The sequence below is a fragment of the Pseudomonas sp. 14A genome, from assembly GCF_018132745.1.
Taxonomy (GTDB): Bacteria; Pseudomonadota; Gammaproteobacteria; order Pseudomonadales; family Pseudomonadaceae; genus Aquipseudomonas; species Aquipseudomonas mercuritolerans.
Genome location: NZ_JAGRQJ010000001.1, coordinates 539,192 through 546,323 on the forward strand (window position 1 = coordinate 539,192; position 7,132 = coordinate 546,323).

Consider the following 7,132-nt stretch of genomic DNA (forward strand, 5'->3'; position numbering starts at 1 on the left):
CCGGGCTGACAGTCCGCGAGCAGGTCATTTCCTGCCGGGTTATGTTTGCGAGTGTTTCACCTGGTGTTAACCGCCAGTTCGGTCTGATAGTTTCCTGCACAAGGATCGGCAATGGACGCCGATCACAGCAGCTCCACCCATGCAGGCGAGGGGGCGGCTAACACTTACAGGGAATCGTAATCATGCCAGTGAAAAGCAAATCCTCGACCACGGTGCGCGGGACAGCGGACGTTGAATCGCTCCAGCGTTCGGTTTCCGATGTGCCTCCTGTCCGGTCTGAAACGCAGGTGCATTCAACCTCTGACATTGTTTCCCAAGGCGTCGGCGTTGCCAGTGCAAGTGGCAAAAGCGCGGTTGAGGCCCGCGTGACAACGACCTCACCGAGAGTGCAAGTGCACGGTGCGACAAGCGCCTCCAGCGTTCGAACAGACACCACGGCGTTGTCGCTTGATGATTACCTGATTCCTGCTCAGGTTGCTCTTTCGAGCGCCGATGCCCAGGGATTCAGGGTATTCAAGGGGCGTCGCTACGTTGATATCCATGCTGGCGGCAGCGTGCAGGTAGGTGTCGACCCGGTCACCGGTCAGCACCGGGCAAGGTTGTCGAGTGAAATCAACCCTTCGGGCCCGGTCCTGGTCCGTGGCCCGGAAAGCGATGTCTGGTATCCACTGGATACGTCCGAGTCGATCGTTTTCCGCTCAGCCGGGAGCAAGGCACAGGAAATCGAGTTCAACGGCAAGCGATACTTTACGGCGCCACGACCTGATGCGGGCGACGGGCAGCATCATGTGCTGCGAGTGCTCGACCCGAACAATCCATCCGCATTGGTCAGTAGCGGGATCATCGCCGCGCCGGACGCCCTCGGCGTATGGAAGCGTCGGGGCCGCAAGGGCGGTATGCAAGGCGAAGAGTCTGACGAAGAGTTCGTGCTGGCAGCGGAATTTGCGCCACGCAAATCGTCTGCCGACGAGGTCTTCGAAATGGCCTCCGAATCCATGCCCTTCAAACCGTATACCGCTGAAGAGTCGAGCATCATGCGCCAGCCTGTGCCGTACTCTGCAGCGAACAACCAATTGGGCTCTTACAATCGCGCCAACAACGGCAGGTATCCGATCCGCGGGGCGGATGGCCAGCCCATGTACATCAAAGCGATCGAGGGCAGCTCGACTCTGGTCAATGGCAACGTCTATGCCGTGACGCCGGTCATGCCTTACCTCAAAGCCGGTGGATCCGAAAACGTTGCCAGGCTTTACGAGGAAAAACTGCAACTGCGCACTTTTACCGAAGCCGACATCGTAGTGCCCGGCGAGAAAGCTCTGGTGGGGCAGTCCATGGTGGTGGCGAACCGTCGCATCGTCAAAGGCGAAGTCATTGGTGTGTATGGGGGCGATCTGGTGCCTCACGTTTTTCTCTCCCGTGAAGAACAGGTTTTCGCCATGACAGCAGCCACTGGTATCGCGATAGAGAGCGGCAGGGCCCGCGAGGTAAAAATCGCCATTGTCGGCGATAACATTGTTTCCCGGATCAACACCAACTTCGTCTTCAACAAGGAAGGCCGGCCGATCCGCCAGGCACCCGCTGGGTACAACGTTGAAACCGTGCCATTTGCAGTGGAGGTCGAGGATCGTTCTGGCGGTCAGGCAGTGCGCAGAGGGCTGGACCTGAGCACTGTTTTCGCCACGGCCGATATACCCGCCGGCCAGGAGCTGAGGCTCAATTACAATTACTCTCCGAGAGACATGCAATTGTTCTTCGGCTGACCCTGCAGCATCGATGCCGCTGCCCGGCCGTATTGTCGGTCGTCTGCGGCATCGCCCCCTCAGGCAGGGTTAGTGTTTGCAGGTATTTCCGCAGGTGTTAACCAATAGCGCGGTCTGATAGTTTTTCTGACATCTGTCGGCAATGGACGTCGACGCTCGCAGCACCAGCCAGTACCGGCCGGTCGCTGCGCATTTTTTCGCAAGGAAGCGGTTCATGCCAATCAAGTCAAAGTCTTCAAAATCCTCTGCTGTCGATGTCAGCGCCCACCAGCGCACATCTTCCGATTCCAATGCCTCCGGCTCCGACACGGTGCGTGTCTCAACCGATCCGTCAATGCGCCAGACCTCGACGCATACGGCCGAGTCCGGTCAAGGTGCGGCTCACGTCGAGACGATGACGGCGACGGCCATGCGCAGTACGCACGTACTGCCGATAAGTGGTTCGTCAGGCGCAGGCAGTGAAGCCGCTTCGCTGGCGCACTACCTGATTCCTTCGCCAACGGCTTTGCCAGATGCAGATGCTCAGGGATTTCGCGTATTCAAAGGTCGGCAGTACGTCGATCTGCAGGACGGTGGTGTCGTGCTGATCGGTGTCGATGCCGAGACGGGCCTGTACCGGGCGAAACTGCCCAGCGAGGCGCACGCCTCGGGTCCTGTGCTGGCGCATGATGCGCAGACCAATCGCTGGTATCCGCTGCAGGATTACAGCACGGACACGGACGGTGGCTCGGCGATCATGCCGGGGCGCAGCCGCGAATCCTCCCCGCACAGTGATGATGACTTCGAATCAGCGCTCGAGGATGTCTTCAGCGAGTCCGCAGAGGCGGGCGAGCGCTTCTACCTCGCCTCCGAATCGATGCCGGTCAAACCGTACACGACAGAGGAACTGGAGTGGATGCGGGCGGAAACGCCCTACTCGTTTCTGAGCAATCGCCGCGGTCACTACAATCGCGCCAACAACGGTAAATACCCGCTCAGGGATACCGCCGGCATGCCGATTCGCATCAAACGGATGCAAAACAAAGTGCGCCTCAAAAGCGGCGAGTGGTACAGCTCAGAGCCGATCAAACCATATATCAAGTTTGGCGAATATGAGAAAGTCGCGCAGTTATACGAAGAAAAACTGCAGTGGCGATTGTTTACCGAGGCCGATGTAAAAGTACCCGGTGAGCGGTCATTGATCGACCAGTCAATGGTCGTGGCCAACAGGCGTCTGGCCAAGGGCGAGGCGATTGGTGTTTATGGGGGTGTCATAACCCCGAAACGTTTCGTTCGACGCCACGAACAGACATTTGCGACCCTGGCCGGCATGCGTTTCCAATACGGCCCGGGGCATCTCATCCCCGACCCGCTGGTTGTACTGGGTGACAACATCCTTTCCAGGATCAATTCCAACTTCGAATACGACGCCACGGGCAGACCGGTGCGTCAGGCTGCGAGCGGTTATAACGTGGAATTCGTGTCGTTCAGCATCGAGGCGCAGCAAATAATGGGTAAGGATCTGGTGACGAAGGAGTTCATACTCAACGGGATAATCGCCAGCGAAGACATACCGGCAGGCACCGAGTTGCGTCTGGATTACGGCTACAGTGAACAACAGATGTCCTTGATATTCTCCTGACCAGCCAGTGTCGTATTCTGAATACGGACGCGCACGTCCGTATTCAGTCCCGCGCGGTTATCAGAACAGAAAATAACGCTGCGCCATTGGCAGCGTTTCCGCCGGCTCGCACCACAGCAACACACCGTCAGCCTTGACCTGATAGGTCTGCGGATCGACATCAATGTTCGGCAGATAGTCATTGTGGATCAGGTCGGTTTTCTGCACGTCGCGGCAGCCCTTCACCACAGCGATCTGCTTTTTCAACCCCAGGGCTTCGGGCAATCCGGCCTCCTGCGCCGCCTGGCTGATAAAGGTCAGGCTGGTGGCGTGCAGCGAGCCGCCGTAGCTGGCGAACATCGGGCGGTAATGCACCGGTTGCGGCGTCGGTATCGAGGCGTTGGCATCGCCCATCAGGCTGGCGGCAATCGCGCCGCCCTTGAGGATCAGCGTCGGCTTGACGCCGAAAAATGCCGGACGCCACAGCACCAGATCGGCCCACTTGCCGACTTCGATCGAGCCGACTTCATGGCTGATGCCGTGGGTGATCGCCGGGTTGATGGTGTACTTGGCGATGTAGCGTTTGGCGCGGAAGTTGTCGTTGCCGACGCCGTCCTGCGGTAGCGGGCCGCGCTGTTTTTTCATTTTGTCGGCGGTCTGCCAGGTGCGCGTGATGACTTCACCGACGCGGCCCATGGCCTGGCTGTCAGAGCTGATCATCGAGAACGCGCCGAGGTCGTGGAGGATGTCTTCGGCGGCAATGGTTTCGCGGCGGATGCGGCTTTCGGCGAAGGCGACGTCTTCGGCAATGCTCGGGTCGAGGTGGTGGCAGACCATCAGCATGTCGAGGTGTTCGTCGATGGTGTTGCGGGTGAACGGCCGGGTCGGGTTGGTCGAGCTCGGCAGCACGTTGGGGAAACCGCAGGCCTTGATGATGTCCGGCGCGTGGCCGCCACCGGCACCTTCGGTGTGATAGGTGTGGATGGTGCGGCCCTTGAATGCGCCGAGGGTGGTTTCGACGAAACCCGATTCGTTGAGGGTGTCGGTGTGGATCGCCACCTGCACGTCGTACTGGTCGGCGACGTTGAGGCAGTTGTCGATGCTCGCCGGAGTGGTGCCCCAGTCTTCGTGCAGCTTGAGGCCGATGGCGCCGGCCTTGACCTGTTCGATCAACGGCTCCGGCAGGCTGGCGTTGCCCTTGCCGGTCAGGCCGATGTTCATCGGGAAGGCATCGGCGGCCTGGAGCATGCGCGCCAGATGCCACGGGCCGGAGGTGCAGGTGGTGGCGTTGGTGCCGGTGGCCGGGCCGGTGCCGCCGCCGATCATGGTGGTGACGCCGCTCATCAGTGCTTCTTCGATCTGCTGCGGGCAGATGAAGTGGATATGCGTGTCGATGCCGCCAGCGGTGAGGATCATGCCTTCGCCGGCAATCACTTCGGTGCCGGCGCCGATGGCGATGGTCACGTTGGGCTGCACGTCGGGGTTGCCGGCCTTGCCGATCGCGGCGATGCGCCCGTCCTTGAGGCCGACGTCGGCCTTGACGATGCCCCAGTGGTCGATGATCAGTGCGTTGGTGATCAGCGTGTCGACCACTTCGGCGGCGAGCAATTGGCTCTGGCCCTGGCCGTCGCGGATGACTTTGCCGCCACCGAACTTCACTTCTTCGCCGTAGGTGGTGAAGTCTTTCTCGACTTCGATCCACAGCTCGGTATCGGCCAGGCGCACCTTGTCGCCGACGGTGGGGCCGAACATGTCGGCGTAGGCGCTTCTAGAAATCTTCATGTGCTTGCCTTGGGATTCAATTGTTTTCGAGATCGCTCGCATAGCTCGCTATCGCAGCCTCGCTGCGCTCGTCAGCTCCTACAGTCAGTGATTGGCTTGAGACCAGGTGACATTGGTAGGAGCTGCCGAAGGCTGCGATCTTTTCGGGATACGCCGATCTCAGTCGAGATCACCCATGATGCGGCCGGCAAAGCCGAACACCCGGCGATGCCCGGCGTAATCGACCAGCTCGACTTCACGGCTCTGGCCTGGCTCGAAGCGAACGGCGGTGCCAGCGGGAATGTTCAGGCGCATGCCGCGACTGGCGGCGCGATCGAAGTTCAGCGCGTCGTTGGTTTCGAAAAAGTGAAAGTGCGAACCGACCTGGATCGGCCGGTCACCACTGTTGGCGACTTTCAGGCTCACGGTGCGGCGGCCGACGTTGAGTTCGATGTCGCCGGGCTGGATCTGGTATTGGCCAGGAATCATCGCTGGGCTCCTTGCAGGACTTTGTAATAGAGAGCGGTCGGGCGATAGGTGCCGTTGGGATCGCAGGCGTAATTGGGGATTTCGCCGGCGCGCACGTAGCCCAGCGCCTTGTAGAAATCTTCTGCCGGCGAGCCGGCCTCGGTGTCGAGATAGAGCATGCCGCGCTTGTGCTTGGGCGCTTCGAGTTCCAGCGCCTGCATCAGTTGCTGGCCGAGACCGCGCCGCCGCGCGTGTTCGCGCACCAGCAGTTTCTGCACTTCGGCGCGGTTCAGGCCATTGGCCTTCTGGCACAGGCCCAGTTGCACGCTGGCCAGCACCTGCTCGTCCTTGACCACCACCCAGAGCAGCGTGCTGCCCTTGTTGATGTTGTCCTGCACCTCATCGAAATACGCGCGCGCCTGCGCGGCATCGAGGTCGGCCATGAAGCCGACGCTGGCGCCGTAACCGACGGCGTCGAGCAGCAGATCGATCAGGCCCTGGCGATAGTGGGCAAAGCTTTCAGCGTTGACGCGGCGCAACTGGGCGGCGTTCATCGACATCACTCCTTGTGGGCATCCGGTGGCTGTGCGCCGGGATTGAGGGTCAACTGCATGAAGGTCAGATCGAGCCAGCGGCCGAACTTGGTGCCCACTTGCGGCATCTGCCCGGTGATGCTGAAACCGGCGCGCTCGTGCAAGCGGATCGAGGCAGCGTTGCCGCTTTCGATGGCGGCGACCATGACGTGTTTACCGCAGGTGCGGGCGCGTTCGATCAGCGCGGTCATCAGTTGCGGGCCGAGGCCGTTGCCGCGTTGATCGCTGCGCACGTACACCGAGTGTTCGACGGTGTGACGGAAGCCATCGAACGGGCGCCAGTCGCCGAACGAGGCGTAACCCAGCACTGCGTTTTCACGGTCGACGATCACCAGAATCGGGTACGCCTGCAACTGACGCGCGTCGAACCATGCCTGGCGATTGCCGAGGTCGACCGCTTGTTCGTTCCAGATCGCCGTGGTGTTGAGCACGGCGTCGTTGTAGATGTCGCGGATCGCCGGCAGGTCGGCCCGGCTCGCATCGCGAATGCTGTAAGTCATGGTGCGGCCTCAGACTATCGGCTGGTGAACGGTGACCAGTTTGGTGCCGTCGGGGAACGTCGCCTCGACCTGGATTTCCGGGATCATTTCCGGGATGCCTTCCATCACTTGTTCGCGGCTGAGCAGGGTGGTGCCGTAATGCATCAGCTCGGCCACGGTCTGGCCGTCGCGCGCGCCCTCGAGCAGCGCGGCGGAGATGTAGGCCATGGCTTCCGGGTAATTGAGTTTCACGCCACGGGCCAGCCGCCGCTCGGCGACGAGGCCGGCGGTGAAGATCAGCAGCTTGTCTTTTTCGCGTGGGGTCAGGTCCATGTTGGAATCCAATATCGGCAGTTAAGAATGATCAGGTCGATCGCGATCTGTAGGAGCTGACGAGTGAAACGAGGCTGCGATCTTTTGATCTTGTTTTCGAAGATCCAGATCAAAAGATCGCAGCCTCGTTTCACTCGT

7 protein-coding genes are annotated in these 7,132 nt (G+C 60.5%); 2 read left to right on the forward strand and 5 right to left on the reverse strand.

Annotated elements, in window-relative coordinates:
- Positions 1-182 precede the first annotated feature (182 nt).
- A complete protein-coding gene (locus PS14A_RS02215; RefSeq protein WP_212615181.1) occupies positions 183-1,760 on the forward strand; it encodes a hypothetical protein in 1,578 nt (525 codons plus the stop codon).
- Positions 1,761-1,974: 214 nt separating this feature from the next.
- Positions 1,975-3,381 (forward strand): hypothetical protein, encoded by a 1,407-nt coding sequence (locus tag PS14A_RS02220; RefSeq protein WP_249121127.1) that lies wholly within the window; start codon positions 1,975-1,977, stop codon positions 3,379-3,381.
- 60 nt (positions 3,382-3,441) lie between these two features.
- Here the strand turns inward: PS14A_RS02220 and ureC are convergent, their stop codons facing one another.
- The 5 genes from ureC to ureA form a co-directional block, all read right to left on the reverse strand.
- Positions 3,442-5,142, reverse strand: a complete 1,701-nt coding sequence (ureC, locus tag PS14A_RS02225) for an urease subunit alpha (protein WP_212615182.1) — start codon at positions 5,140-5,142, stop codon at positions 3,442-3,444.
- Positions 5,143-5,301: 159 nt separating this feature from the next.
- Positions 5,302-5,610, reverse strand: a complete 309-nt coding sequence (locus tag PS14A_RS02230; RefSeq protein ID WP_137215866.1) for an urease subunit beta — start codon at positions 5,608-5,610, stop codon at positions 5,302-5,304.
- Complete coding sequence (locus tag PS14A_RS02235) at positions 5,607-6,143, reverse strand: GNAT family N-acetyltransferase (protein WP_212615183.1); 537 nt, start codon at positions 6,141-6,143, stop codon at positions 5,607-5,609. The genes PS14A_RS02230 and PS14A_RS02235 overlap by 4 nt, the downstream gene beginning before the upstream one ends.
- 5 nt (positions 6,144-6,148) lie before the next feature.
- Positions 6,149-6,682, reverse strand: a complete 534-nt coding sequence (locus tag PS14A_RS02240; protein ID WP_130912245.1) for a GNAT family N-acetyltransferase — start codon at positions 6,680-6,682, stop codon at positions 6,149-6,151.
- Between the two features lie 9 nt (positions 6,683-6,691).
- On the reverse strand, positions 6,692-6,994 hold the full coding sequence (ureA, locus tag PS14A_RS02245; protein ID WP_003221215.1) for an urease subunit gamma: 303 nt from the start codon (positions 6,992-6,994) through the stop codon (positions 6,692-6,694).
- Between the last annotated feature and the right edge of the window lie 138 nt (positions 6,995-7,132).

What these genes read in the sequence shown, in the direction of transcription:
- ureC (WP_212615182.1), bottom strand. Translation starts at nt 5,142, where the DNA reads ATGAAGATTTCTAGAAGCGCCTACGCCGACATGTTCGGCCCCACCGTC.
- PS14A_RS02220 (WP_249121127.1), top strand. Translation starts at nt 1,975, where the DNA reads ATGCCAATCAAGTCAAAGTCTTCAAAATCCTCTGCTGTCGATGTCAGC.
- PS14A_RS02215 (WP_212615181.1), top strand. Translation starts at nt 183, where the DNA reads ATGCCAGTGAAAAGCAAATCCTCGACCACGGTGCGCGGGACAGCGGAC.
- PS14A_RS02240 (WP_130912245.1), bottom strand. Translation starts at nt 6,682, where the DNA reads ATGACTTACAGCATTCGCGATGCGAGCCGGGCCGACCTGCCGGCGATC.
- PS14A_RS02235 (WP_212615183.1), bottom strand. Translation starts at nt 6,143, where the DNA reads ATGAACGCCGCCCAGTTGCGCCGCGTCAACGCTGAAAGCTTTGCCCAC.
- PS14A_RS02230 (WP_137215866.1), bottom strand. Translation starts at nt 5,610, where the DNA reads ATGATTCCTGGCCAATACCAGATCCAGCCCGGCGACATCGAACTCAAC.
- ureA (WP_003221215.1), bottom strand. Translation starts at nt 6,994, where the DNA reads ATGGACCTGACCCCACGCGAAAAAGACAAGCTGCTGATCTTCACCGCC.